The sequence below is a fragment of the Pseudomonas sp. HS6 genome (assembly GCF_023375815.1).
Classification (GTDB): domain Bacteria; phylum Pseudomonadota; class Gammaproteobacteria; order Pseudomonadales; family Pseudomonadaceae; genus Aquipseudomonas.
Window position 1 is genome coordinate 4,737,147 of sequence record NZ_CP067412.1, and the last position, 24,563, is coordinate 4,761,709.

A 24,563-nucleotide genomic window follows, 5' to 3' on the forward strand; every position below is an offset into this window, starting at 1 on the left:
ACACACGGCCATTTCTGAGTGTTCCAGACGTCAATAGAAGCTCACTCCCTTTTTGCACCTGATTAGTAAGTGATTAGCCGCCCGGAGTGCTCCATGCCAGATTACCGTTCGAAAACATCCACCCACGGCCGCAACATGGCCGGCGCCCGCGCACTGTGGCGCGCCACCGGGATGAAAGATGACGACTTCAAGAAGCCGATCATCGCGATTGCCAACTCCTTCACCCAGTTCGTACCGGGCCACGTTCACCTGAAGGACCTGGGCCAACTGGTTGCCCGCGAAATCGAACGCGCCGGTGGCGTGGCGAAAGAATTCAACACCATCGCCGTAGACGACGGCATCGCGATGGGCCACGACGGCATGCTGTATTCGCTGCCGAGCCGCGAGATCATCGCCGACTCCGTCGAGTACATGGTCAACGCCCACTGCGCCGACGCCATCGTCTGCATCTCGAACTGCGACAAGATCACCCCGGGCATGCTGATGGCCGCCCTGCGCCTGAACATTCCGGTGATCTTCGTCTCCGGCGGCCCGATGGAAGCCGGCAAGACCAAACTGGCCAGCCACGGTCTCGACCTCGTCGACGCCATGGTCATCGCCGCCGACGCCAGCGCTTCTGACGAGAAGGTTGCCGAGTACGAGCGCAGCGCCTGCCCGACCTGCGGTTCCTGCTCCGGCATGTTCACCGCCAACTCGATGAACTGCCTGACCGAAGCCCTGGGCCTCGCATTGCCAGGCAACGGTTCGACCCTCGCCACCCACAGTGACCGCGAACAGCTGTTCCTGCAGGCCGGCCGCACCATCGTCGAACTGTGCAAACGCTACTACGGCGAGAACGACGAGTCGGTACTGCCGCGCAATATCGCCAACTTCAAGGCGTTCGAAAACGCCATGATGCTCGACATCGCCATGGGCGGTTCGACCAACACCATCCTGCACTTGCTGGCCGCTGCCCAGGAAGCCGAGATCGCGTTCGACCTGCGCGACATCGATCGCCTGTCACGCGTAGTGCCGCAACTGTGCAAAGTCGCGCCGAACATCCAGAAATACCACATGGAAGACGTGCACCGCGCCGGCGGCATCTTCAGCATCCTCGGTTCGCTGGCCCGTGGCGGCCTGCTGCACACTGACCTGCCGACCGTGCACAGCCGCAGCATGGAAGAAGCCATCGCCAAGTGGGACATCACCCAGACCGACGATGAAACCGTGCACCACTTCTTCAAGGCAGGCCCGGCCGGCATTCCGACGCAAACCGCGTTCAGCCAGTCGACCCGTTGGGAAACCCTGGACGACGACCGTGAAAACGGCTGCATCCGCAGCTTCGAACACGCCTACTCGAAAGAAGGTGGCCTGGCCGTGCTGTACGGCAACATCGCCCTGGACGGCTGCGTGGTGAAAACCGCCGGCGTCGATGAGTCGATCCACGTCTTCGAAGGCAACGCGAAAATCTTCGAAAGCCAGGACAGCGCCGTGCGCGGCATCCTCGCCGACGAAGTGAAAGAAGGCGACATCGTCATCATTCGCTACGAAGGTCCGAAAGGCGGCCCGGGCATGCAGGAGATGCTCTACCCGACGTCGTACCTGAAATCCAAAGGCCTGGGCAAAGCCTGCGCCCTGCTGACCGATGGCCGTTTCTCCGGCGGTACTTCCGGCCTGTCCATCGGCCACGCTTCGCCAGAGGCTGCCGCCGGCGGCGCGATCGGTCTGGTGCAGGACGGCGACAAAGTGCTGATCGACATTCCGAACCGCTCGATCAACCTGTTGATCAGCGACGAAGAAATGGCGGCACGCCGGATCGAGCAGGACAAGAAGGGCTGGAAACCGGTGGAGATACGTCCACGCAAAGTGACCACCGCCCTCAAGGCCTACGCTCTGCTGGCGACCAGCGCCGACAAGGGTGCTGTACGTGACAAGGCGATGCTCGACGGCCTGTAATGCTTAACCGACGCGCATAAAAATGCCCCGCCAAGTGCGGGGCATTTTTTTGCCTTGAGACTTACTGAATCTCTTCCGGCTTCACGATCACCCAGTTTTTGTCCGCCGTCACCGGCAAACCTTCCTTCGCCTGGGCCGCCGCATGCTTGGCCATCATGCCGTTGAGCTGGGTCATGTACTTGTCCTTGCGGTTGACCCACAGGTGAATGCCACCCTTGGCCACATCCACATCGTGGAACAGCATGTAACCGTCGCTGCTCGGGGTGTCGCCACCTACCAACACCGGTTTTTTCCATTCGTCGATGTAAGTCAGGATCGCCGCGTGCTTGCCGGCCATCCAGGTCGCCGGAGTCCACAGGTACGGGGTCAATTCGAGGCCGAGGTTGGCCTTCTCGTCATACTTGCCGGCGGTGATCTGCTTGCGCGCCGTGGTCAGTTCGCCGGTCTCGCGGTTCTTCAACAGCGTGGTCACGCCAATCACGTTCTGCGGTTTGACGTTGTAGCCGTACTTCGGATCGGCCGCGACCATCCGCACCAGTTCTTCGGAGGCGGCGGTCATCACGTAGACCTCGATACCGTTCTCCATCAGTTTGTTGTACAGCTCGGCCTGACCGGTGAAGACTTTCGGCGGCTGGACGTCGAGGTTCTTCACCACATCGCCATCGTAATAGGTCGCCGGTACCGGTTTGCCCGACGCCATCAGCTCATCGACGTAGCCTTTGAGTTCCTTGAGGGTGAAACCGGAGAACACCTGCGCAACCCATGGATAGCAGACCATGTCGTCGACTTCGCAGAGGCGGTAGTAGTAGCTGAACAGGCTTTCCTTGTGGTCGGCGGTGTCCTTGAACGGCATCAGTTTCAGGGAGGGATCGAGCTTGTCGCGGGTGATCAGGCCCTTGTTTTCCATGAACGGCAGCAACGACTCTTCAAGGTCGTAGCGGTAGCTGGTGTTGTCCATGTCGAACACCGCGTAGTTACCCTTATTGGCGTTGGCGGCGATCATCGCGTCCAGCGCCTTGGCCTGATCCGCCGGCCAGTGTTTCAGGTCGGTGGCGAACGCCTGAGTGGCCAGGCCCATCCCCACAGTCAGTGCGACAGCCAGAAATTTCGGTGCAAACTTCATGGACACTTCTCCCTGAGTCAAAGAAATCGACGCTAACAAATAAATGTGACAGTCCTCGTCTGTCAGCGACCGTCCGCGTCCCTTCCGCGCCAGTTGCATCCCCGAGAGCGACACCCGCTTATTCCAAAAACGACGGACGACCTTCGATTTCGGTATTAATTCATTGGAAATCAAACTGTTAGGCTTGCCGGTTCGCAACAGCCCCGGAAGGTTGTTGGCACAGTCTTTTCTGGAGTCCTCATGAATCTGCCCCTGATTCTTAACTTGCTGGTGTTCCTCGCCCTGCTCTTCGGCCTGGCGCAAACCCGTCACACCTCGTGGAGCCTGGCGAAGAAAGTCCTGCTCGCGCTGGTGCTGGGCGTGGCATTCGGCGTCGCGCTGCACACGATTTACGGTGCCGGCAACCCGGTACTGAAAGCCTCGATCGGCTGGTTCGATCTGGTCGGCAACGGTTACGTGCAACTGCTGCAAATGATCGTGATCCCGCTGGTGTTCGCCTCGATTCTTAGCGCGGTGGCCCGTCTGCACAACGCGTCGTCGCTGGGCAAGATCAGCTTCCTGACCATCGGCACGCTGCTGTTCACCACCGCGATTGCGGCGCTGATCGGTATCGGCCTGACCAACCTGTTCGGCCTGACCGCCGAAGGCCTGGTCGCCGGCACTCAGGAAATGGCCCGTCTGCAAACCATTCAGACCGACTATGCTGGCAAGGTCGCCGACCTGAATGTGCCGCAACTGCTGCTGTCGTTCATCCCGCAGAACCCGTTCGCCGACCTGGCCCGGGCCAAGCCGACCTCGATCATCAGCGTGGTGATCTTCGCCGCGTTCCTGGGGGTTGCCGCGCTGCAACTGCTCAAGGATGACGTCGAAAAAGGTCAGAAAGTGATCAACGCCATCGACACCCTGCAAGCCTGGGTGATGCGTCTGGTGCGTCTGGTGATGAAGCTGACCCCGTACGGCGTACTGGCGCTGATGACCAAAGTGGTTGCCGGTTCCAACCTGCAGGACATCATCAAGCTCGGCAGTTTTGTGGTTGTCTCGTACCTCGGCCTGGGCCTGATGTTCGTGGTGCATGGGCTGCTGGTATCGGCGGCCGGGATCAACCCGCTGCGTTTCTTCCGCAAGATCTGGCCGGTGCTGACCTTCGCCTTCACCAGCCGTTCCAGCGCGGCGAGCATCCCGCTGAGCATCGAAGCGCAGACCCGTCGCCTGGGCATTCCGCAATCGGTGGCAAGCTTCGCGGCCTCGTTCGGCGCGACCATCGGCCAGAACGGCTGCGCCGGCCTGTACCCGGCAATGTTGGCGGTGATGGTTGCGCCAACCGTGGGCATCAACCCGCTGGATCCGCTGTGGATCGCGACGCTGGTGGCGATTGTGACCCTGAGTTCGGCCGGTGTGGCGGGCGTGGGTGGCGGTGCGACCTTCGCGGCACTGATCGTGCTGCCGGCCATGGGCTTGCCGGTTTCGCTGGTGGCGTTGCTGATTTCGGTCGAGCCGCTGATCGACATGGGTCGTACGGCGCTGAACGTGAGTGGTTCGATCACCGCTGGCGCGATTACCAGCCAGGCGATGCAGCAGACCGACAAGGCCCTGCTGGATGCCGATGAGCATGCGGAGCTTGCTCAGGCTTGATTGACGTTGTGGCGAGGGAGCGTGCTCCCTCGCCACAGATTCAGGCTTTTTCCCAGACTTCGAAGTGGTAAGCCGGTTTTTCGCCTTCAGCCGGATTCGGCACGTTCGACACCAGTTTCCACTGGTTCAGATCGAACTCCGGAAACCACGCATCGCCTTCCGGGCTCAGTGCCACGCGAGTCAGATACAAACGATCCGCCTGCGCCAGCCCCTGTGCATACAGTTGTGCCCCGCCAATCAGCATCAATTCATCGACGCCCTGTTCTTTCGCCCATTCTTCGGCGCGAACCACCGCGGCTTCCAGCGACGGATAGACTTCCGCGCCTTCCAGCACCAGATCGGTCTGACGGCTGACCACGATGTTCAAGCGCCCCGGCAACGGACGACCCAGCGAATCCCAGGTCTTGCGGCCCATGATGATTGGCTTGCCGAGCGTCGTGGCCTTGAAGTATTTGAAATCCCCCGGCAGGTGCCAGGGCATGCTGTTGTCGACGCCGATCACGCGGTTTTCACCGAGGGCTGCGATCAGGCTGAGAGGGAGTGATTTAGTCATGCCGGCGAGGATACCAGAGCCGTGCTTACCCCGATAAGCGCCACAGCGGTTATGCTCACGGCTCAATCAAGCAACGGGATGCCGCGTGACTGAACTGACTTCACTGCAAAACCTCTGGCTCACCGAAACCGTGCGCCTGCGCGAAGAACACGCAGGTCCGCTGGACGATCTGGAAGCCAATCGCCTGGCCCGCGCGGCCGGCGGCGATCTGCCGGGACGCATTCAACGCCGCGCCCTGTGGCTGGCCGAGCGCGATGGCCTGACCTCGGCGCTCAAGCATTGGCTGCAAGGCGCGCGTCTGGCGCTGGTGCTGCTGGCGATCCTCGCGGTATTGAGCGGCGCCGGGCTGGCCTTCGCCGCGCTGGGCCAGACGCCGGTCAATGTGTTCTGGGCCTTGGGTAGCCTGCTCGGACTGAACCTGATCTTGCTGTTGAGCTGGGCGCTGGGGCTGATCTTTGCCGGCGAACACGGCGCCACCCTCGGCCGCTCGTGGCTGTGGCTCAGTGAAAAACTCGCCCGCGACGCCAAGGCTGCGCAACTGGCGCCGGCCCTGCTGTTGATGCTGCAACGCAAGAAGCTCAATCGCTGGGCGCTCGGTACGCTGGTCAATGGCCTGTGGCTGCTGGCGATGTTCAGCGCGCTGGTTTTGCTGCTGACGCTGATGGCGACCCGACGCTACGGCTTCGTCTGGGAAACCACAATTCTCAGTGCCGATACGTTCATCAACATGACCCAGGCCCTCGGCGCATTGCCAGCGCTGCTGGGCTTCAACGTGCCGACCGTCGAAATGATCCGCGCCAGCGGCGACACCGCGCTGAACATAGAAAGCGCCCGTCAGGCCTGGGCGACCTGGCTGGTCGGCGTGCTGGTGGTCTACGGCGTGCTACCGCGCCTGCTGCTGGCGCTGCTTTGCTTCTGGCGCTGGAACAGCGGTAAAGCGGCGTTGCGTCTGGATCTGAACCTGCCTGGTTACGCCCAGCTGCGCGAACGCCTGATGCCAACCAGCGAACGCCTCGGCATCACCGACCCTGAGCCTGCGCAACTGCACCGCGTCGAAAGCGCCGTCGGCGAACACGCCAGCGATGGAGCATTACTCGTAGCAATCGAACTCGACGATCAACACCCATGGCCACCGACGCTGCCGAAGAACGTCAGCAACGCCGGCATCCTCGATAGCCGTGAATCACGCCACAAACTGCTCGAACAGCTCAGCCGCTTCCCGCCGGCGCGCCTCGCGATTGCCTGCGACCCACGGCGCTCCCCGGATCGCGGCAGTCTTGCCCTCATCGCCGAGCTGGCGCGCAATGCCGCCGCGACCCGCGTCTGGCTGTTGCAAGCGCCGCAAGGACAAGCACTGGATGCCCAACGACTCGGTGACTGGCATCTGGCGCTGCAACAACTGGAGCTGCCATTCGCCGATTGCGCCCCGTTGAACTGGCTGGAGCACGGACATGACTGATGCCTGGAAAGCGCCGCTGAAACTGGCGGTGGTCGGCCACACCAACGTCGGCAAGACTTCGCTGTTGCGCACCCTGACCCGCGATGTCGGTTTCGGCGAAGTTTCCCATCGCCCGAGCACCACGCGGCATGTCGAAGGCGCGCGGTTGTCGGTGGATGGCGAGCCGTTGCTCGACCTCTACGACACGCCGGGCCTGGAAGACGCCATCGCCCTGCTGGATTTTCTCGAGCGACTTGAGCGCCCCGGCGAACGCCTCGACGGCCCGGCGCGACTGGCGCGGTTTCTCGACGGCAGCGAAGCGCGCCAGCGGTTCGAACAGGAAGCCAAGGTGCTGCGGCAACTGCTTGATTCCGACGCTGGCCTGTACGTAATTGATGCCCGCGAACCGGTGCTGGCCAAGTACCGCGATGAGCTGGAGGTGTTGGCCAGTTGCGGCAAGCCGTTGCTGCCAGTGCTGAATTTCGTCAGCAGCGCCAACCACCGGGAACCGGACTGGCGTGAAGCGCTGGCGCGTCTGGGCCTGCATGCGCTGGTGCGTTTCGACAGCGTCGCCCCGCCCGAAGATGGCGAGCGGCGGCTATATGAAAGCCTCGCACTGTTGCTGGAAAACGCCCGCCCTCAGCTCGAACGGCTGATCGCCGATCAACAGGCCCAACGCCTCGCCCGCGAGCAAAGCGCCGCACGCCTGATCGCCGAGTTGCTGATCGACTGCGCCGCGTGCCGGCGCAGTGTGGCGAGCAACGCCGAACAGGAACAACAAGCTATCAGCGAACTGCGCAAAGCCGTGCGCCAACGCGAACAGAAATGCGTCGAGGCGCTGCTCAAGCTCTACGCCTTCCGACCGCAAGACGCCGCGGCCAGCGATCTGCCGCTGCTCGATGGGCGCTGGGGCGATGACCTGTTCAACCCGGAAACCCTCAAGCAACTCGGCGTGCGGGTCGGCGGCGGGATTGCGGCCGGCGCAGCCGCCGGTGCGGGTGTGGATCTGTTGGTGGGCGGCATCACCCTCGGCGCCGCAGCACTGGCCGGTGCAATTGCCGGTGGCGCCCTGCAAACCGCCCGCAGCTATGGCAATCGCCTGCTCGGCAAGATCAAAGGGCAGCGAGAACTGACGGTCGACGACAACGTGTTGCGTCTGCTGGCACTGCGTCAGCGGCAACTGCTGCAAGCGCTGAATGCCCGTGGCCATGCGGCGCTGGACAGCATTCAGGTGGCGACGCCGCAGGACAAGAACTGGCGCGAGGGTAAGTTGCCCGAAGCTTTGGGGAAGGCGCGGGCCCATCCGCAGTGGTCGTCGCTCAACCCACATCCGAAGCTGAATCAGGCGGAGCGGCAGGAGCAGATTGAGTCGTTGGTGGGGAAGGTGCTTGAGCTTTAGATCCCTGCCCTCACCCCAACCCTCCCGAAACGTCGGACCGCCCAGAGGGAGAGGGAGCCGATCTTCATGCTTTTCAAACCTGAGTTCGACTTAATTATCTCAGGTCGATGTATGACCCAAGAACAACACGGTCAGCTCCCTCTCCCTCCGGGAGAGGGTTGGGGTGAGGGCAGCAATCACTAAGCAGACAACAAAGCTTCAGCCTTGCGCTTGAGAACAGACAGATCCATCACCGGCACTGCCATCTCCTTCGCCAGTTCATCCCACTGGCGCATCCGCAGACTGACGGCGCACAACGGATCCTGCTCGAACGCATCAGCTTCAGCCTCGGTCATCACCCCACCCTGATATTCCAGGGTGCGGCGGCTGGCTTCGCTCAAACGCTCGTAATAACCCGCCTCCCGTAGCGTCAGATAGCGCTTGGCCTGGACGTGATATTCCACCAGCCGAGCCAGACGCTCGCTGAATCCGGCCTCACGCAGATAATCGGCACCGAGGCGCTCATGGCTGACGACGCCGTAACCGCCCATGTTCTCCGCGCCCTCGGCACACAAATGGCCTATGTCATGGAAGAACGCGGCGAGCACCACTTCGTCGTCAAAGCCTTCGGCGATGGCCAGTTGCGCCGCCTGGGACATGTGCTCGATCTGCGACACCGGTTCGCCGATGTAATCGCTGGCGCCGAAGCGCTCATAGAGTCCGAACACCCGTTCGATGACTTGCTCCTGACTCAACATCAACGCTCTCCAAAAAGCTGTGCAACATTGCGCTCGGCCATGGCCGGGCCGACGCTCATGCCGACGCCACTGTGCATCAGCGCCACACTCAGCCCTGGTTCCGGACGCAGGAACGAAAACGGCCCCGGCCCCCGGGAACCATAGACACCCTGCCAACGCTCGACCATTTGCACCTTGCAGCCGAGGGTCTGTTCGGCCAGTTCGAGCATCCAGTTGTCGACTTGCTCGGCGTTGAACGGTGACACGTCGCTGCCGTAATGGTGCGAGTCACCGATGATCAGTTCTCCGTAAGGCGTCGGGCTGATCAGCAGGTGAATGCCGTTTTCCTGCAGGTGCGGTTGCTCGCGCAGGATTTGCGCCTGCACTGCGGCCGCTTCCGGCAGATCGGCGAAGGCGCCGTAGTGCACGCAACTGAGACCGGTGAGCAAGGCGTGTTGCAGGTTCAGGTCGATCTGCGGCCGGGCGCGGAGCATTTGCAGACGGCAGATCTGCGGGTCGAGGGCGGCAATCGGTTCGGCCAGCAAGGTCTGATAATCGTGGCCCGAGCAAACGATGATCTGCTCGGCGGTAAAAGTGCCAGCAGTGCTTTGCAGCCGCCCCGGCTCGACATCGCGCACCAGCGTCGAGAAGTGAAACTCGACGTTGAGTTCGCGACGCAGGTAATCGATCAGCGCCGGAATCGCTTCCCGGGAATACAGCTGTTGATCGTCCATGCCGTGCAGCGCGGCGCGGTGATGGCTGAACTGGCCGCCATACAGATCGCGTAATTCGGCTCCGCGCAGCAACTCGACGCGATAGTCATGCTCCACGGCGCGCCCGGCGCAGAAGGCTTCGAGCAAGTGCTCTTCGGCCTCGGTGCGGGCGAACAGGTACGAGCCGTTGCGCTTGAGTTGCAGGCCGGCGAGCTGCGCCCACTGGCCCCAGATTTCGCGGCTGGCCTTGGCCAGTTCGAGCATCGGGCCCGGTGGCTGGCCGGTGACCAGTGCCTGGCCGAAGTTGCGCACTGACGCGCCGAGTGGCGTGGCGGTGCGCTCGAAAACCGTGACCTTGAGACCGCGCCGGGCGGCAGCATAAGCGTGGGACAGGCCGAGGATGCCGGCGCCGACGATCAGCAAGTCTTTGTGTTGTGTCATTGAAAGGTGCTCTGAATGAGAGACCGCCATCGCTGGCAAGTCGAATCGTCGAACCGCAGCTCCCACATTGGCCGGTGTGAAACACACATTGTGTGAACACCGCCAAACCTGTGGGAGCTGGCTTGCCAGCGAAGGGGCCCCGTCAGTCGATGAAGTTCTTACTTGGCAGCGACTTTCTCGGACTTGCCGTCATAGCGCTTGCGCCATTCGGTCAGGATCTCGTCGCGGTTCTTCGAGGCCCAGGCAAAGTCGTTCTTGATCAGGCGCTGCTCGTAGTCGGCCGGCAGTTCGGTTTGCGGCTTGGCGATGCCCGGTTGGGCGAGGACGGCGAAGTTTTCCTTGTACAGGTCCATCGCCGGAGCGCTGGCGGAGAAGTCGGCCAGTTTCTTCGCGGCTTCTTCGTGCGGCGTGCCTTTGATCACGGCAGTCGCTTCGATCTCCCAGCCCAGGCCTTCCTTCGGCAGGATGATGTCCAGCGGCGCGCCCTGGCGCTTCAACTGTACGGCTGGATATTCAAAGGAAATGCCGATCGGGAATTCGCCCGCCGCCGCCAGTTTGCAAGGCTTGGAACCGGAGTGAACGTACTGGCCGATGTTCTGGTGCAGACCGTCCATGTAGGCCCAGCCCTGCTTCTCGCCGAAGGTTTGCAGCCAAGCGCTGACGTCGAGGAAACCGGTGCCGGACGAAGCCGGGTTCGGCATCACGATCTTGCCTTTGTACTCAGGCTTGGTCAGGTCCTGCCAGCTCACCGGCTTGGTCAGGCCCTGTTTCTCGGCCTCGACGGTGTTGAAGCAAATGGTCGCGGCCCAGACGTCCATGCCGACCCAGGCTGGCGGATTGGCGGCATCGCGGTAGTTCGCGCCGATCTTGCCCAGGTCCTTCGGCGCATAGCTTTGCAGCATGCCTTGCTGATCGAGGATCGCCAGGCTCGATGCCGCCAGCCCCCACACCGCGTCAGCCTGTGGACGCTCTTTTTCGGCCAGCAGTTTGGCGGTGATGATCCCGGTGGAATCGCGCACCCACTTGATCTCGACGTCCGGGTTGGCCTTTTCGAACGCTTCCTTATAGCTCTTGAGCTGTTCGGCTTCGAGGGCGGTGTACACCGTCAACTCGGTTTTTGCCGCGAAGGCATTCAGGCTGAAAGTAGCGAGCACAGCAGCGGCCAGGGCCATAGGCTTGAACATGATCGTTTTCCTGTAGGTGAGTTGAGGCTAAAGGGACAAGTCGTGGATCAGTGGCCGGGCGCCGTTTGCCGCCAGGCCTGGGAACGGCGCAGCAAGCCGCGCGAAGCCCACGCCAGCAGCAAGGACACGCCCGCCGAGGTGAACAGAATCAGGGTCGACATCGCCGCTGCGCCGCCGACGTTGCCGGCGTCATCCATGTTCAGCACCGCCACCGCCGCGAGGATGGTGTCGGGGCTGTAGAGGAATATCGCCGCCGACACGGTGGTCATCGCCGAGACAAACAGGTAGCGCACGATGTCCAGCAATGCCGGCAGGCAGATCGGTACGGTGACCTTCAGGTAATGCCGGTACAACGGCGCCTTGAGCGACAGCGCGGCAGCTTCGAACTCGGCGTCGAGCTGGCGCAGCGCGGTGGTGGCGGTCATCTGCGCAGTGGTCAAATAGTGAGCAATGGTGCAGACGATCAGCAGGGTCATGGTCCCGTACAACACGTGCAGCGGGTTGCCGGTGAGGTTGAAGAAGAAGACGTAACCCAGACCGAGCACCAGCCCCGGCACCGCCATCGGTACGAAACTGAGCATGCGCAGTGTCAGATTGAGGCCGCGCTGGCTGCGGGTCTTTTCCATCAGGTAGGCGCCGGTGAAGATCAGCACGCTGCCGATCAACGCCGTGCCCAGCGCCATCTTCAAACTGTTGCCGTAGGCCAGCCAGCCACCGCCGGCGGTCTCGTTGAACTGGTAATGGTTGAGCGACAGCGAAAGGTTATACGGCCAGAACTTCACCAGCGACGAGAACACCGCCATGCCGAACACCAGCAGCAACGCGGCGCTGATCAGCAGGACGATGGCCAGGTAACAGGCGTCGCGCTTCTTCGACGGCGCCGGTTTGAACACTTGGGCGCGGCCGCTCATGGAGTCGCCGTGACGCCGACGCAGCCAGGCATCGACGCCGAAACTGAACAGCGCTGGCAGCAGCAGAACCATGCCGATCAACGCACCACGACCGAATTGCTGTTGGCCGACCACCGCTTTGTAGGCTTCCAGCGCCAGCACCTGATAGTCGCCACCAACCACCACCGGCACGCCAAAATCAGTGATGGTCAGGGTGAACACCAGACAGAACGCGGCGAACACAGCCTGACGGGTGGCCGGCCAAGTGATGCTGCGAAAGGCTTTCGCAGGGCTCGCGCCCATGCTCGACGCGGCGTCGAACAGTCGCGCATCCGCCAGCGACAGGGCTGACAGCAAAATCATCAAGGCGTGTGGGAAGGTGTAGATCACCTCACCCAGAACAATGCCCCAGAAACCATAGATGTTGTCCGACAGCAGCCCGCGCAACATCCCCTGATTGCCGAAAAGATAGACCAGCGCAATCCCCGGCAGCATCGACGGCGCCATCAGCGGCAACAGCGAAATCCCGCGCCAGATACCTTTGGCGGGAATCAACGTGCGCTGCAAGGCGTAGGCAAACAGGTAGGCCAGCGGTACGACGATCGCCGCCACGCTGAGGGAAACTTTCAGGCTGTTACCGAGCAACCAGTGGAAGTTGTCGCTGGTCACCAGCTCCTTGGCGGCGAGCCAGCCACCGCCCTGCCCGGCTTCGCTGCTGAAGCCGCGCCAGAAGATCGCCAGCAATGGCAACAACACCGCCACACCGAGCAACACCAGCAGCAGAAGTTTGCCGCCGAGGATGAAGATCCGGTCGCCGACCTCGGCCCCGGACACCTGCCGCGCCTGCTTTTGCGGTAGCGGCAGTGCGAGGTTGCTGTTCATCAGGCAAACACCTGCAGGCTGCGTGGCGGCAAGGCGACCATGATCTGCTGGGCGCCGAGGCGCGGCATGGCTTCCGGCGCCAGTTCGGCGAGCAAGGCGTGACCGGGGAGTTGATCGAGCTCGAAGCTCATGCGGCAGCGGTTACCGAGGAAGGTGATCTCGCGGACCTTGGCCGGGAACAGGTTTTCCTCATGCACCAGCGGATTGACGTTGATCGCTTCGGGGCGGCAGAACAATCGGCCCGACGGGCTGTGGACGCTGCCGTCGGCCAGGCGCAGGTTCATCCCGCCAACCTTGGCGTGGCTGTCGCTGCTGCGCTGGAACGGCAGCCAGTTGCCCTGGCCGACAAACTCGGCCACGAACGGTGTGGCCGGGCGGTTGTAGATTTCCTGCGGAGTGGCGTACTGCTCGACCTTGCCGTTATTCATCACGGCGATGCGGTCGGCCATCAGCATGGCTTCGTCCTGATTGTGGGTGACCATCAGGGTGGTGATGCCGAGGTTGCGTTGCAGTTGGCGCAGTTCGGTGCACAGATGCTCGCGGACCCGGGCGTCGAGGGCCGACATCGGCTCGTCGAGCAGCAGCAGCGACGGCGCGGGAGCCAGGGCGCGGGCCAGTGCCACCCGTTGCTGCTGACCACCGGACAACTGGCCCGGGTACTTTTTCTCACTGCCGGTGAGGCCGACCAGCTCCAGCATCTGACCGACGCGACGACGCACTTCATCGCGGCCGCTGCCGGCGAGGCCGTAGGCAATGTTCGCTTCGACGGTCAGATTGGGGAACAGCGCGTAGGACTGGAACAGAATGCCGTAGTCCCGGGCTTGGGGGGCGAGGTGGGAAACATCGCGCTCGCCGAGGTACAACTCGCCGCTGTCCTGCTTTTCCAGACCGGCGATGCAACGCAGCAGCGTGGTCTTGCCACAGCCCGACGGGCCCAGCAGGCACACCAGCTCACCGGCCGCGACATCGAGGGAGACGTTATCCAGCGCCGTGAAAGCGCCGAAGCGCTTCTGCACGCCGCGCACTTTCATCGGTGCGCCGGGGTTGGTCAGGGCAGTTGCGATTGCAGGGTTCATGGACAGGCCTCATCAAGCAGATGAGACGAATCCTAGAGTTGTAATGCGTCGGTCATATGGCAACAAGGCAAAATCGACCGATAGTGGTATTCAGGGATTTTGGTTCAGAATTTCAGATCCTGTGTTGTTTGATCTGGCCCCATCGCTGGCAAGCCAGCTCCCACAGTTTCTCGAGTGTTTACAAAGTTTGTATTTAATGAGGATTCCTGTGGGAGCTGGCTTGCCAGCGATGAGGCCAGCACAGGCACTGAAGATCTCAGGCCGGGGACATTTCCTGCGCCAACCCGAGAAACGCCGCCGGCAAGCGGGCGTTTTTGCGTTCCTTGAGGCAGTAGAGGTATTCGGGAATCTGCGGCGCATTCTCCAGGGTCAGCACCCGCAACTGCGGATCGTGCGGCACTTCCTGGCGGGCGATGATGCTGATGCCGATATTGCGCAGCACCGCTTCGCGGATCGACTCGCGGCTGCCGATCTCCAGCAACGGGCCGAAACTGACGCCGGCACCGGCCAGCAATTCTTCAGTCAGGCGACGGGTGGTCGAGCCCGGCTCACGCATCAACAGGGTATGCCCGGCCAGCGCACTCAGCGTGACATGATCGTGTGCCGCCAGCGGATGATTGCGATGCACCGCCAGCACCAGCGGATCGCTGCCGAGCACCCGGCGGATCAGCCGTGCATCATCGAGCAACTGCGACGACGCCGCGACATCCACCCGATAGTCCTCCAGCGCTTCGAGTACCTGCTGCGAGTTGCCGATTTCCACCGACACTTCCACCTGCGGCAGGCGCTCGCGGAAGGTCTTCACCAGATCGAGGATGTAATACGGCGCGGTGGCGGCGATGCGCAGGGTGCCTTGCACCTGGCCGCTGTTGCGCAGGAAGAACTCGATATCGGCCTCCTGCTGCAACAGCGCCTTGACCATCGGCAACAGTCGCGCGCCTTCGTCACTGACACTCAGGCGCCGACCGCCACGGTAGAACAGCTCCACCGAGTACTGGCTTTCCAGATTGCGGATCTGGGTGGTCACGGTCGGTTGACTGAGGCCGAGTTTCTTCGCCGCCAGCGTGATGCTGCCCAGGCGGGCCACCATGTAAAACGCTTTCAGCTCGGCACTCAGCACAACTGTCCCTCTTCCTCTATTTGCGCAACAGGCGCAAACCGTTGAACACCACCAGCAGGCTCACGCCCATGTCGGCAAACACCGCCATCCACATGGTCGCGAGCCCGGCGAAGGTTACCCCAAGAAAGATAGCCTTGATCACCAATGCCAAAGCGATGTTCTGTTTCAGGATGCTGGCAGTGTCGCGCGAAAGGCGGATGAACGCCGGAATCTTGCGCAGATCGTCGTCCATCAGGGCGACATCGGCGGTTTCAATCGCCGTATCAGTACCGGCCGCTGCCATGGCGAAACCGATCTCGGCACGAGCCAGTGCCGGCGCATCGTTGATGCCGTCGCCGACCATGCCGACCCGGCGGCCCTGCGCGTACAGGTCTTCGATGGCTTGCAGTTTGTCGGTTGGCAGCAAGTCACCCTTGGCCTGATCGATCCCGACCTGCGCCGCAATCGCCTGCGCGGTGTGGACGTTGTCGCCGGTCAGCATCAGGGTTTTCACGCCCAGATCGTGCAATTGGCGAATCGCTTCGCGGCTGGTTTCCTTGACGGTGTCGGCCACGGCAAACAATGCCAGTGGTCCGGAGCTGTCGAGCAGCAACACCACGGACTTGCCCTGTTTCTCCAGCGCGAACAGTTTTTCTTCCAGTTGCGGCGAGCACAGGCCCAGTTCTTCCACCAAGCGATGGTTGCCCAGGTGGTAGGCCTGACCATTGACCTCACCCTTCACACCGCGCCCGGCCAACGCTTCGAAGTTATCCACAACCAGCGTCGCGTAACCTTTATCCACAGCCGCATTGGCGATGGCCAGTGACACCGGATGATCGGAACGCCCGGCCAGTGCGGCGGCAATCGCCGGGGCTGTGGCGTCGGCGGTCGGGTCGAGGGACAGGTAGTCGGTCTGCACCGGTTTGCCGTGGGTGATGGTGCCGGTCTTGTCGAGGGCCAGATAGTCGAGCTTGAAACCGCCCTCCAGGTACACGCCGCCCTTGACCAGAATGCCTTTGCGCGCCGCCGCTGCGAGGCCGCTGACGATGGTCACTGGCGTGGAAATCACCAGTGCGCATGGGCAAGCGACGACCAGCAGCACTAGGGCGCGATAGATCCAGTCGAACCACGCGGCGCCCATGAACAGCGGCGGGATAATCGCCACGGCCAGGGCCAGGACGAAGACCACCGGGGTGTAGATTTTCGAGAACTGATCGACGAAGCGCTGGGTCGGCGCCCGCGCGCCTTGCGCCTGTTCCACGGCGTGGATGATTCGCGCCAGGGTGGAATTGTTCGCCGCGGCGGTCACTGCGTATTCCAGCGAACCGGCCTGGTTGATGGTGCCGGCGAACACCTTGTCACCGACGGTTTTCTCCACTGGCAGACTTTCGCCGGTGATCGGCGCCTGATCGATGGTCGAGCTACCGCTGACGACTTCACCGTCCAGCGCGATGCGCTCACCGGGTTTGACCCGCACACGGGCGCCGAGATCGATGCTTTTCACATCCAGTTCGACCCAATTGCCGTCAGCCTGCAACACCGTCGCCTGCTCCGGCGTCATCTGCATCAGACCGCTGATGGCGTTGCGTGCGCGATCCAGCGAGCGCGCTTCGATCAGCTCGGCCACGGTGAACAGGAACATCACCATTGCCGCTTCCGGCCATTGGCCGATCAACACGGCGCCAGTCACGGCGATGCTCATCAGCGCATTGATGTTGAGGTTGCGGTTCTTCAGGGCGATCCAGCCCTTCTTGTAGGTGGTGAGGCCGCCACTGAGGATCGAGATCAGCGCGATGATCGCCACCACCCAGGTCGGCGCGGCGCTGGTGAAGTGGATCACTTCGGCGGCGAGCGCACCGATGCCGGACAGCGCCAATGGCCACCAGTGTTTTTTCACTGGGGCGGCGACCGGGGAATCAACGCCCGCCTCCAGCGGCTCGGCCTGCATGCCGAGGGATTTGATCGCGTCGATGATCGGCGTGGTGTCTGCCAGGTTGTGGGTCACGCCGAGCACGCGGTTGATCAGGTTGAATTCCAGCTGCTGGATCCCGGCCAGTTTGCCGAGTTTGTTCTGGATCAGCGTCTGCTCGGTCGGGCAGTCCATCGCCTCGATGCGGAAGCTGCTCAACCGGGCGTCGGCGCTTTTCGCCTCGCTCAGTTGCACCAGCGCTGGCGCAGCGGCTTTCGACGAGCAGCAGGAATCGCCGCCGTGGGCATGTTTATGCACAGGCTGCAATTTATGACTGTGATCGTGCCCGTCGCCCGGTTTGTGGGTGTGAGGGTGGGTGTGCTGGGAATCGCTCATTGGTCGCGTCCATGAAGGTGCCTGTTGCCAAGTAAAGACCCTGTAGCCACTATAGGGTCAAGCACCCTTTTGGAGATTGCCGTCATGAAGATCGGAGAACTGGCGAAACAGACCGATTGCGCCGTGGAAACCATCCGCTACTACGAGCGCGAAAACCTGCTGCCGGAGCCGGCTCGCAGCGACGGCAACTACCGCGTCTATACCCAGGCCCACGCCGAACGCCTGACGTTCATCCGCAACTGCCGCACCCTCGACATGACTCTCGAAGAAATCCGCAGCCTGCTCGCCTTGCGCGACAGCCCGCAGGATCAGTGCGAAAGCGTGAATGCGCTGATCGACGAGCACATCCAGCACGTCAAGGCGCGGATCGATGGGTTGTTGGCGTTGCAGACGCAACTGCTCGACCTGCGTCAGCGTTGTGGCGAAGGGCCGGAAGCGGATCAGTGCGGGATTCTGCAGCGGCTGGAAGTCAGTGGCGGGGTTGTGGCGACGGAGGTCGAGCATTCGCATGTGGGCCGTAGTCACGGCCACTGACAACACCACAAAACATTGTGGGAGCTGGCTTGCCAGCGATAGCGGTTTTACAGACACATCAATGTTGAATGTGCTGCCGTCATCGCTGGCAAGCCAGCTCCCACAGGTTCAATCGCAGTCTGTCAGACCGCCATCGGCGCAGTCATCGGCGCATGGTGCTCGTAGCCTTCCAGCGAGAAGTCGCCTGGCTCTACCAGCTCCAGCCATTCCGGCTGATAAACACCCGTCTTAGCAAACTCCGGCACGCGATCCGAAATCTTCAGCTTCGGCATGGCGAACGGCTCGCGCTTGAGCTGTTCGTTGAGCATGTCGAGGTGGTTTTCGTAGACGTGGGCGTCACCGATGAAATAGGTGAACCAGCGGGGCGTGTAGCCGGTCAGGCGACCGATCAGGCTCAGCAGCGCAGCGCCTTCGGTGAGGTTGAAGGGCGTGCCCAGACCCAGGTCGTTGGAGCGGATGTAGAGGGTCAGAGAAATCTCTTTGGTCTCGACATTCGGGTGGAACTGATACAGCAGATGGCACGGCGGCAAAGCCATTTCATCGAGCTGGGCGCAGTTCCAGCCGTGGAACAGGATGCGGCGGCTGCCCGGGTCCTTGATGATCGTGTCGACGCACTGGCGCACCTGATCGATGGCTTTGTACAAGACCACGTAGGCTTGGCCGTCTTCTTCGCCCTGGGCAATCTGCTTGTAGCCGTTGCTCAAGGTTTGTTCGATGGCGGCGGTGTTGCTCAACGGGATCTGCTTGTACGCCGGCCATTTGCGCCATTGCACGCCGTAGATTTCGCCGAGGTCGTCTTCGCCCTGGCGGAACGGGTTGGCCAGCCACTGGGCGTTTTCGTTGGCGTTCTGATCCCAGACCTTGCAGCCCAGCGCACGGAATTCTGCGGCGTTGTTCACGCCACGCAGAAAGCCGCACATCTCGCCGATGGCCGATTTGAAGGCCATCTTGCGGGTGGTGATCGCCGGGAAACCTTCCTGCAGGTCGAAGCGCAGCATGGCGCCCGGAAAGCTGATGGTGTTCACGCCGGTACGGTTGGCCTGTTTGGTGCCGTTGTTGATGACGTGCGACACCAGATCGAGATATTGCTTCATGAGTTACCTGTGTCCTTGAGCCCCGGCCAACCGCGCCGGGGTTCGAATATTTAAGCCGTCGGTGCAACCGGCGCCGCCGGGGCACGACGGTAGGCCAGCCAGATCAGGAACAGCCCGCCGATGATCATCGGTACACACAGTACCTGACCCATGGTCAGCCAGTTCCAGGCCAGATAGCCCAGTTGCGCGTCCGGCACGCGGACGAATTCGACGATGAAACGGAAGATGCCATAGAACAGCGCGAACATGCCCGAGACCGCCATGGTTGGTCGCGGCTTGCGCGAGAACAGCCAAAGGATCAGGAACAGCGCCACGCCTTCCAGGGCGAACTGATACAGCTGCGACGGGTGACGCGGCAGTTGCGCCGGGTCGCTGAACGGCGGGAACACCATGGCCCATGGCACGTCGGTGGCCTTGCCCCACAGCTCGGCGTTGATGAAGTTGCCGATACGCCCGGCACCCAGGCCGATCGGCACCATTGGCGCGACGAAGTCCATCAATTGGAAGAATGTCTTGCCGTTGCGCTTGCCGAACCACAACGCCGCCAGCATTACGCCGATGAAGCCGCCGTGGAACGACATGCCGCCCTTCCACACTTCGAAAATCAGCGTCGGGTTAGCGATGTAGGCGCTCAGATCGTAAAACAGCACATAGCCCAGACGCCCGCCGACAATCACGCCCATCGACAGCCAGAACACCAGATCGGAGAGTTTCTCCTTGGTCCAGGTCGGGTCGAAACGGTTGAGCCGGCGCGACGCCAGCAGCCACGCACCGCCAATGCCGACCAGATACATCAGGCCGTACCAGTGGATTTTCAGCGGACCGATGGCCAGGGCCACCGGGTCGATCTGCGGGTAAGGCAGCATTGCGACTCCTCGTTAGAGTTCAAATCTTCAAAATTCCCGGGCGACGCTGCCACCTCAGGATTAAGCCAGGATTGTGCCTGCCCGAAACCAGCGTCTCAGAACAGAAAGCTCAGCCCCACGCAGAACAGCAAAGCGGCGAACAGCCGTTTCAGCAACTTCGGCGACAACTTGTGCGCCAGCCGCGCGCCAATACGCGCAAACACCATGCTGGTCAACGCAATGCCCAGCAGCGCCGGCAGATACACAAACCCGAGACTATGGGCCGGCAGCAACGGATCATGCCAGCCCAGAATCATGAAACTTATTGCACTTGCCACGGCGATCGGCAAACCGCAGGCCGACGAGGTCGCCACCGCCTGCTGCATCGGCACGCTGCGCCAGGTGAGGAACGGCACGGTCAGCGAGCCGCCGCCAATGCCGAAAATCGCCGAGGCCCAGCCGATCACACTGCCGGCCATGGTCAGACCGAGTTTGCCGGGCACCGTTCGGCTGGCCTTGGGTTTGACGTCCAGCGCCAGCTGCGCGGCGATCACCAAGGCGAACACACCGATGATCTTCTGCAGGTTGGGCCCGGAGATCGCTTCGGCGGTCAGCGCACCGAAACCGGCACCGAGCAGAATCCCGACGGTCATCCACTTGAAGATCGACCAGCGTACGGCTCCGCGTCGATGATGTTCACGCACGGCGTTGACCGAGGTGAAAATGATCGTCGCCAGCGACGTGCCAACGGCCAGGTGAGTCAGGATCGACGGATCGAAGCCCTGCAAAGTGAAACTGAACACCAGCACCGGGACAATGATGATCCCGCCACCAACGCCAAACAGCCCGGCCAACACGCCAGCACAGGCACCCAGCGCCAGATAGAGCAGAAATTCCATGACTGCCTCCAGAGGCGCATCCCAAAACCGGAGCGGCATGGTAACGGATGCATGGCCTTCGGCTCCACTGGCGATGGATGCACGGACGATGTCTGCGTAGAGTGGGCAAAAAACACACAAGGACCACCTTATGTGCCTGATCGTTTTCGCCTGGCGGCCGGGGCATGCCCAGCCGCTGATCGTCGCGGCCAACCGTGACGAATTCTACGCCCGGCCCAGCCTGCCGCTGGCCCAGTGGCCGGAAGCACCGCACGTCCACGCCGGACGGGATCTTGAGGCCGGAGGCACCTGGCTCGGCCTCGGCGCCAACGGACGTTTTGCCGCGTTGACCAACATTCGCGATCCGCATCAACCGCCGGCCCGTCGTTCTCGGGGCGAGCTGGTGGCGGGGTTTCTGACCGGAAGCCTGTCGATCGATGACTATTTGTCCGACGTTGTCGCCCGTTCGCCGGAATATGCCGGGTTCAATCTGCTGCTGGGCAATGCCAACGAGCTGTGGCATTTCAACGCCCGGTCTTCGGAACCGGTGATGTTGCAGCCGGGCATTTATGGACTTTCAAACGCCGGGCTGGATACACCGTGGCCGAAACTGCTCAAGGCCAAGGCGGCATTGAGTGCGGTGCTGGATGATCCGCAGCCCGAGCGGTTGTTGGCATTGTTGGGCGATGCGCAGACGGCGCCGTTCGCCGAACTGCCGGACACTGGCGTGGGGCTGGCGACCGAGTCGTTGCTGTCGAGTGTATTTATTGCCAGCCAGAGTTATGGGACGCGGGCGAGTACGGCGTTGATTGTGCAGGCGGATGGGACGCGGCGAATGGTTGAGCGGAGTTTTGGGCCGTATGGCGGGCATCTGGGGGAAGTGGAGATTCTGATTTAGGCGTTGCTATACGGGCGCCATCGCTGGCAAGCCAGCTCCCACAGGATGCTCGGTGGACACACATCTTGTGAACACCAGAAGAAACTGTGGGAGCTGGCTTGCCAGCGATTAGGCCCTCAGGATTTCAGAGAGGTTTGGCAGCCGCCGGATTGACCATCTTCGCCAACCCAAGGCTCTTCAACGCCAATTGCAACGAGCTGTGGATAACCTGCGGGTTGTCGATGGTCATCAGTTCCGCCAGCAGATCCTTGGCCTTGCTCAGATTGATCTGGCGCAACATCCATTTCACCTTCGGCAGGTTGGTGGCGTTCATCGACAGGCTGTCGAAGCCCATCGCCATCAACAGCACCGCCGCCGCCGGGTCACCGGCCATCTCGCCGCAGATGCTCACCGGCTTGCCTTCGGCGTGGGCATCACGCACCACGGTTTGCAGGGCTTGCAGCACCGCCGGGTGCAGGTAGTCGTAGAGATCGGCCACCCGTGGGTTGTTGCGGTCCACGGCCAGCAGGTACTGGGTCAGGTCGTTGGAGCCGACCGACAGGAAGTCCACCATCCGCGCCAGTTCCTTGGTCTGGTAGACCGCCGCAGGAATTTCGATCATCACCCCCACCGGCGGCATCGGCACGTCGGTGCCTTCGTCGCGCACTTCGCCCCAGGCACGATGGATCAGGTGCAGCGCCTCTTCGAGCTCGTGGATGCCGGAGATCATCGGCAACAGGATTCGCAGGTTGTTCAGGCCTTCGCTGGCCTTGAGCATCGCGCGGGTCTGCACCAGGAAGATTTCCGGGTGGTCGAGGGTAACGCGAATCCCGCGCCAGCCGAGGAACGGGTTGTCTTCCTTGATCGGGAAGTACGACAGCGATTTGTCGCCGCCAATGTCCAGGCTGCGCATGGTCACCGGTTGCGGATGGAACGCGGCGAGCTGCTCGCGGTAGATCGCCAGTTGTTCCTTCTCGCTCGGGAAGCGCTGGTTGATCATGAACGGCACTTCGGTGCGGTACAGGCCGACGCCTTCGGCGCCACGCTTCTGCGCCCGCGCCACGTCCGCCAGCAGACCGGTGTTGACCCACAGCGGCATGCGGTGGCCATCGAGGGTCACGCAGGGCAGGTCGCGCAGGGTATCGAGGCCCAGCGCCAGTTGTTTCTCTTCTTCCACCACGTCGGCGAATTGCTTGATCAGCACTTCGCTTGGGTTGGTATAGATTTCGCCCTTGATCCCGTCGACGATCATCGGGATGCCATCGACCTTGGCGTACGGCAAGTCGACGACACCCATCACCGTCGGGATACCCATGGCCCGGGCCAGGATCGCGACGTGGGAGTTACCCGAACCCAGTACCGAGACCAACCCCATCAACTTGCCTTCCGGCACTTCACCGAGCTGGGTGGCGGTCAGCTCTTCACTGACCAGGATGGTATTGTCGGGGAAAACCATGTTGGTAGTGCGGTCTTCCTGCAGGTAGGCCAGCAGACGTCGACCGAGGTCACGTACATCCGACGCCCGCTCACGCAGGTATTCATCGTCCATCAATTCGAAACGGTTGACGTGATCAGTGACCACCTGACGCAGCGCGCCTTGGGCCCACTGACCGGTCTTGATCACGGTTTTGACTTCGTTCCCGAGGGACGCGTCGTCAAGCATCATCTGGTACACGTCGAACAACGCGCGCTCTTCGGGGCGCAACTGGGTGGCCAGTTTGGTCGACAGGTTGCGCATGTCGGCGCGCACGCCTTCAAGCGCCTTCTTGAACAATTGTATTTCGGCATCGATGTCGTCGACAGATTTGTCCGGCACCACGTCCAGATCCGCCGGCGGCAACATGACCACCGCCGTACCGACCGCCGCACCCGGCGAACCCGGCACGCCGACGAACTTGGCTTCCTGGATGCCCTTGCCCTGACGGCCCAGGCCACGGATCGAACCGGTGGCCTCGGCATGAGCAATTACGCCGGCGAGCTGCGCGCTCATGGTCACGAGGAAGGCTTCTTCACCTTCATCGAACTGGCGGCGTTCTTTCTGCTGGATGACCAACACGCCGACGACGCGGCGGTGGTGAATGATCGGCGCCCCGAGGAACGAGGCGTAGCGCTCCTCGCCGGTTTCGGCGAAGTAGCGGTAACGCGGGTGATCCGCGGCGTTTTCGAGGTTCAGGGGTTCTTCACGCGTGCCGACCAAGCCGACCAGACCTTCGTTGGGTGCCATGCTGACCTTGCCGATCGAGCGCTTGTTCAAGCCCTCGGTGGCCATCAGGACGAAGCGGTTGGTCTCAGGATCAAGCAAGTAGACCGAGCAGACCTGGCTGCCCATGGCCTCTTTGACGCGCAACACAATAATCCCCAACGCCGCCTTGAGATCCTTGGCGGAGTTAACTTCCTGGACGATCTTGCGCAGCGTATTGAGCATGGCTCGGGGTCGAACTCCGTCGTCAGTCGCGCGCTAAAAGGCGCGGGGCAAGCTCTTTGAGAGCGCGGCGATACACCTCGCGCTTGAATGTCACCACCTGGCCCAACGGATACCAATAGCTGACCCAGCGCCAGCCATCGAACTCCGGTTTACCGGTCAAATCCATCCGCACCCGCTGCTCGTTGGAGATCAGGCGCAGGAGAAACCACTTCTGTTTCTGGCCGATGCACAGCGGTTGGCTGTGGGTTCGCACCAGACGTTGCGGCAAACGATAGCGCAACCAGCCCCGGGTACAGGCGAGAATTTCAACATCCTCGCGTTCCAGGCCTACTTCTTCGTTCAACTCGCGGTACAAGGCGTCTTCCGGCGTCTCCTCGGGATTGATCCCCCCCTGTGGAAACTGCCAGGCATCTTGATTGATACGGCGAGCCCATAGCACCTGTCCGGCGTCATTCGTCAGAATGATCCCGACATTAGGACGGAAACCATCGGGGTCGATCACGGCAACAACCTCGCAAACGCAT

Annotated in this window: 20 protein-coding genes; 6 read left to right on the forward strand and 14 right to left on the reverse strand. The window is 62.0% G+C overall.

The genetic code is table 11. From position 1 onward, the window contains the following. Nucleotides 1-93: 93 nt before the first annotated feature. The gene (ilvD, locus tag JJN09_RS21415; protein WP_249483591.1) at nt 94-1,935 is read left to right on the forward strand and encodes a dihydroxy-acid dehydratase; all 1,842 of its coding nucleotides are present in this window, start codon (nt 94-96) and stop codon (nt 1,933-1,935) included. Nucleotides 1,936-1,996: 61 nt separating this feature from the next. Here ilvD and JJN09_RS21420 read toward each other — a convergent pair whose 3' ends face one another. After that, on the reverse strand, nt 1,997-3,058 hold the full coding sequence (locus JJN09_RS21420; protein WP_249483593.1) for a haloacid dehalogenase-like hydrolase: 1,062 nt from the start codon (nt 3,056-3,058) through the stop codon (nt 1,997-1,999). Nucleotides 3,059-3,298: 240 nt separating this feature from the next. Between JJN09_RS21420 and JJN09_RS21425 the strand changes: the two genes are divergently transcribed. After that, nucleotides 3,299-4,690 carry an L-cystine transporter gene (locus JJN09_RS21425; RefSeq protein ID WP_007953434.1) on the forward strand — a complete coding sequence of 464 codons (1,392 nt, stop codon included), beginning with the start codon at nt 3,299-3,301 and terminating at the stop codon, nt 4,688-4,690. 40 nt (nt 4,691-4,730) lie between these two features. Here the strand turns inward: JJN09_RS21425 and JJN09_RS21430 are convergent, their stop codons facing one another. Then, complete coding sequence (locus JJN09_RS21430) at nt 4,731-5,243, reverse strand: dihydrofolate reductase (RefSeq protein WP_249483595.1); 513 nt, start codon at nt 5,241-5,243, stop codon at nt 4,731-4,733. Between the two features lie 85 nt (nt 5,244-5,328). On the opposite strand from JJN09_RS21430, the gene JJN09_RS21435 reads away from it, so the two are divergent. Together JJN09_RS21435 and JJN09_RS21440 are read left to right on the forward strand one after the other, a co-directional pair. After that, nucleotides 5,329-6,702: a DUF2868 domain-containing protein gene (locus tag JJN09_RS21435; RefSeq protein WP_249483597.1), complete on the forward strand. Its 1,374-nt coding sequence runs from the start codon at nt 5,329-5,331 to the stop codon at nt 6,700-6,702. Then, nucleotides 6,695-8,080: a GTPase/DUF3482 domain-containing protein gene (locus JJN09_RS21440; protein ID WP_249483599.1), complete on the forward strand. Its 1,386-nt coding sequence runs from the start codon at nt 6,695-6,697 to the stop codon at nt 8,078-8,080. Before JJN09_RS21435 ends, JJN09_RS21440 begins: the two co-directional genes overlap by 8 nt. A gap of 179 nt (nt 8,081-8,259) precedes the next feature. Here JJN09_RS21440 and JJN09_RS21445 read toward each other — a convergent pair whose 3' ends face one another. The 7 genes from JJN09_RS21445 to JJN09_RS21475 form a co-directional block, all read right to left on the reverse strand. After that, nucleotides 8,260-8,817 carry a phosphonate degradation HD-domain oxygenase gene (locus tag JJN09_RS21445; RefSeq protein ID WP_249483601.1) on the reverse strand — a complete coding sequence of 186 codons (558 nt, stop codon included), beginning with the start codon at nt 8,815-8,817 and terminating at the stop codon, nt 8,260-8,262. Next, a complete protein-coding gene (locus JJN09_RS21450) occupies nt 8,817-9,950 on the reverse strand; it encodes a TIGR03364 family FAD-dependent oxidoreductase (RefSeq protein WP_249483603.1) in 1,134 nt (377 codons plus the stop codon). Before JJN09_RS21450 ends, JJN09_RS21445 begins: the two co-directional genes overlap by 1 nt. A gap of 158 nt (nt 9,951-10,108) precedes the next feature. Next, on the reverse strand, nt 10,109-11,134 hold the full coding sequence (locus tag JJN09_RS21455; protein WP_102619669.1) for a putative 2-aminoethylphosphonate ABC transporter substrate-binding protein: 1,026 nt from the start codon (nt 11,132-11,134) through the stop codon (nt 10,109-10,111). 47 nt (nt 11,135-11,181) lie between these two features. Beyond that, nucleotides 11,182-12,906: a putative 2-aminoethylphosphonate ABC transporter permease subunit gene (locus JJN09_RS21460; RefSeq protein ID WP_249483605.1), complete on the reverse strand. Its 1,725-nt coding sequence runs from the start codon at nt 12,904-12,906 to the stop codon at nt 11,182-11,184. Beyond that, the gene (locus JJN09_RS21465; RefSeq protein ID WP_007953451.1) at nt 12,906-13,982 is read right to left on the reverse strand and encodes a putative 2-aminoethylphosphonate ABC transporter ATP-binding protein; all 1,077 of its coding nucleotides are present in this window, start codon (nt 13,980-13,982) and stop codon (nt 12,906-12,908) included. The genes JJN09_RS21460 and JJN09_RS21465 overlap by 1 nt, the downstream gene beginning before the upstream one ends. 256 nt (nt 13,983-14,238) lie before the next feature. Next, nucleotides 14,239-15,102 (reverse strand): LysR family transcriptional regulator, encoded by an 864-nt coding sequence (locus JJN09_RS21470; RefSeq protein ID WP_102619666.1) that lies wholly within the window; start codon nt 15,100-15,102, stop codon nt 14,239-14,241. Between the two features lie 16 nt (nt 15,103-15,118). Then, nucleotides 15,119-17,386 carry a heavy metal translocating P-type ATPase gene (locus JJN09_RS21475; protein ID WP_249483611.1) on the reverse strand — a complete coding sequence of 756 codons (2,268 nt, stop codon included), beginning with the start codon at nt 17,384-17,386 and terminating at the stop codon, nt 15,119-15,121. An 84-nt stretch (nt 17,387-17,470) separates the two neighbouring features. Here JJN09_RS21475 and cadR point away from each other — a divergent pair, with 84 nt between their 5' ends. Then, nucleotides 17,471-17,920, forward strand: coding sequence for a Cd(II)/Pb(II)-responsive transcriptional regulator (gene cadR / locus JJN09_RS21480; RefSeq protein ID WP_064600182.1), 450 nt, complete (start codon nt 17,471-17,473; stop codon nt 17,918-17,920). A gap of 122 nt (nt 17,921-18,042) precedes the next feature. Here the strand turns inward: cadR and JJN09_RS21485 are convergent, their stop codons facing one another. The 3 genes from JJN09_RS21485 to JJN09_RS21495 all read right to left on the reverse strand — a co-directional run bounded on the left by JJN09_RS21485 (nt 18,043) and on the right by JJN09_RS21495 (nt 20,758). Then, nucleotides 18,043-19,014: a thymidylate synthase gene (locus JJN09_RS21485; protein ID WP_114886153.1), complete on the reverse strand. Its 972-nt coding sequence runs from the start codon at nt 19,012-19,014 to the stop codon at nt 18,043-18,045. Between the two features lie 50 nt (nt 19,015-19,064). Continuing rightward, on the reverse strand, nt 19,065-19,880 hold the full coding sequence (gene lgt, locus JJN09_RS21490) for a prolipoprotein diacylglyceryl transferase (protein WP_249483615.1): 816 nt from the start codon (nt 19,878-19,880) through the stop codon (nt 19,065-19,067). 95 nt (nt 19,881-19,975) lie between these two features. Then, nucleotides 19,976-20,758 (reverse strand): sulfite exporter TauE/SafE family protein, encoded by a 783-nt coding sequence (locus JJN09_RS21495; RefSeq protein WP_249483618.1) that lies wholly within the window; start codon nt 20,756-20,758, stop codon nt 19,976-19,978. 130 nt (nt 20,759-20,888) lie between these two features. On the opposite strand from JJN09_RS21495, the gene JJN09_RS21500 reads away from it, so the two are divergent. After that, complete coding sequence (locus JJN09_RS21500) at nt 20,889-21,635, forward strand: NRDE family protein (RefSeq protein ID WP_249483620.1); 747 nt, start codon at nt 20,889-20,891, stop codon at nt 21,633-21,635. A gap of 124 nt (nt 21,636-21,759) precedes the next feature. On the opposite strand, the gene ptsP is transcribed toward JJN09_RS21500, so the two are convergent. Then, entirely contained in the window at nt 21,760-24,039 is a 2,280-nt protein-coding gene (gene ptsP, locus JJN09_RS21505) for a phosphoenolpyruvate--protein phosphotransferase (RefSeq protein ID WP_249483622.1), read from the reverse strand. A gap of 22 nt (nt 24,040-24,061) precedes the next feature. Continuing rightward, entirely contained in the window at nt 24,062-24,541 is a 480-nt protein-coding gene (locus JJN09_RS21510; RefSeq protein WP_003229203.1) for an RNA pyrophosphohydrolase, read from the reverse strand. Between the last annotated feature and the right edge of the window lie 22 nt (nt 24,542-24,563).